This window comes from Vibrio sp. TRT 21S02 (assembly GCF_050113675.1).
GTDB lineage: Bacteria > Pseudomonadota > Gammaproteobacteria > Enterobacterales > Vibrionaceae > Vibrio.
This window is the reverse complement of record NZ_JBNJOI010000049.1, coordinates 1-2,862: the sequence shown is the minus strand read 5'-3', so window position 1 is coordinate 2,862 and position 2,862 is coordinate 1. Positions and strand designations below refer to the sequence as shown.

Annotated in this window: 2 protein-coding genes; both read right to left on the bottom strand. The window is 38.0% G+C overall.

Annotated features, from left to right (window positions below; translation table 11 throughout):
* Positions 1 to 1,567 precede the first annotated feature (1,567 nt).
* Positions 1,568 to 1,852 (bottom strand): hypothetical protein, encoded by a 285-nt coding sequence (locus ACQEXU_RS21800; protein WP_427012283.1) that lies wholly within the window; start codon positions 1,850 to 1,852, stop codon positions 1,568 to 1,570.
* 165 nt (positions 1,853 to 2,017) lie between these two features.
* Positions 2,018 to 2,707, bottom strand: coding sequence for a hypothetical protein (locus tag ACQEXU_RS21795; RefSeq protein WP_427012282.1), 690 nt, complete (start codon positions 2,705 to 2,707; stop codon positions 2,018 to 2,020).
* Positions 2,708 to 2,862 lie beyond the last annotated feature (155 nt).

The following is a 2,862-nucleotide window of genomic DNA, read 5'->3' as shown; positions in this document are numbered from 1 at the left end:
TCAAATACGCTTGAAACCCATTATCAAGTACCTCTGGTAGCTCTGACGCATTAATCGTAAACGTCGATAATAAGATCGAAAAACCTATAATTAGCTGTTTCATATTAGTTCCTTACCTGTTTTACGTATAACGCCCAATTAAACTGCCAAAAACGTGCAAATGCCGTTTCCGCACACCATATTAAACACCAAACTCAACGCAAACTAAAAGTGCCACACGTTTTTGGTCTGTTTGAATTGTTTGTTAGGTGTGAATTACACCCTATCCTGAATATTCCAATTTAAAACGTAATCAGGAGCTATACCATTAGCTACAAGAAATTCCTTATGCCTCTGAATTCTCGTCGTAATCAATTCAAATTTCGGAGTTAACTCAGTACTATTGAATAGGTACTGTTTGTTGTAATGATTATATGAATACACCTCACATAAATCATTTAATGAATACTCATCTATTGGGTCATAAGACTCTTCTAGACTTTCAATGTATAACTCTAGGCTTGAAAGCACGTTTTCAAATAAACCAAAATCAAAATGTTGTGCACAAGCCAATCTGTTGTGAAATTCATTAATACTATTTGAAAGTTGACCTCGGTTCACCCTCTACTCCTAACGCCGCATTAAGGTGCGAACAACGCAAAAACGCCTAAACCAGCCACTGCACCTTAAACACTAAAACCAAGTTTAAACTGAAATCGCCAAGCGTTGTGAGTCACTCTTAAATGCTTTGTTAGGCGCTTCACGCAAATAGTTAAAATTGAGTTTAGAAACCACCTTTTAGAAAAAGAAATTCACGTAAATCACTGAATTTGATTAAAACCCAAATGTTAAAGCGGCTAAGTTTCTAAAACCCACTGCAACCAAAACACCAAAGAAATTGGCAAATTAACGCATAGAAATGGAATTTGGAAAGACTGCCTTTCAGAGCGACGTTTCAGCCAATAAACGTATTTCGAAGACAGATAGAATTGAAGCGATTTGAACCAAAGGGACTAACAACAAACCGGCTACAAAACCCAATGAGGCAACTCGTAAACTTTGACATGTTTTACGGGTTGAGTGATTCAAGAACTTGGCTAGATAAGGCCAAATTGCTGAAAAAAACCAGAACAGATGGTCAAAGAGAAACTAAAGATTTGAACCAAGAAATTTCTTACTGCGCCTAACGCCAAATTAAGGTGTGAACAACGCTAACACCTTACCTAAAGCATTGTGCCATAAACACTAAACTGGCTTGAAGTGAAAGCGCCGAGCGTTGTGAATCACTCTTAAATTTATTGTTATGTGCAACATTTTCATATTGAGAATTGTACGAATTTCCTTCTTGAATACAGGCACTAAGACCAAAGTCACTAAATACAATCTATCGCTACTTAGCCTTGTTTAGTGATTTTTCCACTCGATAGAACACACCAAAGATAAGTAAACAAAGAACATACGAGAGCACTGTTATAATGTTAAATATTGAGCCACTGACTACTATTTTATCCATCTTTTCCCTGACCAACGCCCCTGAGTCATCGAATAGCTCATATACTTTTAAGTAACCATTTTTCCCAGTTACGACTTACATCGTTCCAATATACAGTTCACCTAACTTCAAACCATCAGAGCTTCTTGAATACGCTTCTACTGTTTTATCATGAGTATTCAATCTCAGAGTATCAATAAGGTTTTTACCTAAAGTCAAACTATCAGCTGTAACTTGAAAGCGAGCCTTATTATCTTCATGACCATCGTAAACAGCACTAAAATGGTTAAGTGAGTCTTGCGAGATGAAAGGACGTTCTAGCTGCAAAGCAGCGAGAACTAATGCTAAAAGACAAAATTTACGAAACATACTACCAATCATTGAGATAATCCTTTTCTACCAGACGCTCCATGTTGTTCATAACGCCGCGTTAAGTAGTGAGCAACGCAACCAACTAACCTAAACCATTGCGCCGTAAACACAAAACCCAACGATGGAATGAAAAATGCCAAGCGTTGGGAATCTGTCTTAAACGCTTTGTTAAGCCTACTGTTCGTATGACTGCTTTATTGATTTGTCTAGCAACTTTATGTAGTCGTCATAGCTTTTAAGAACATAGACTAGGTAGCCCTTGCCTATAACTACTTCTTTCCCATCGTCATGGAGAGACTCAACCTTTTCTATGTGATTTTGTATAGGAGTGATTTTTCTACCATTTGCGTCGTTAGTCTTGCCACTCTGATGCACGATAGCATTTCTTAAGGTTTGTATACTCTTGATGTTTTGCCATTCAGGGCTTGTTTTATATACATCAAATCCACATACTTTCTCTAGATATTTGGTCGATCTTTCTAGGCCTTTACCTGCAATATCATTTAGCTTAACTGTTGATTCGTGTTCCTTAGCATATCTATCACATAACTGATCCAGTTCATGCTCAAACATACCAGTAAGAGTCAACAAAGCCGATTTTCGTTGCAAATTAGGGAAGTAATCTCGAAAGATCCCATGAATATCCCACGTTTCATCATCCAACCCTTGAAATACAGTTACAGCACGTATGTACCCATCTTCTGGGTGTTCTTCCAATACATGAGTTTCTTTACCTTCTTCAAACTTCTGAACACTCAGTTCTGCTTGTTCTTCAATACCGTCAATATAACTCCCCATCAGTTCAAACGTCGGGGAAAGGTAACTTTCGTACCAACTTTTTAGAGTAGGCTTCATTGAAAACACTTAAATACTCCTGATAATTCTACCTCGTAGGCTTAACGCCCAATTAACGTGTGAGCAGCGCAAGCACTGAACCCAAAAACTGCGCCGTAAACACTAAACTCAACCCGAAGTGAGAGCGCCAAGCGTTGCGAATCACTGTTGAATTGTTTGTTATG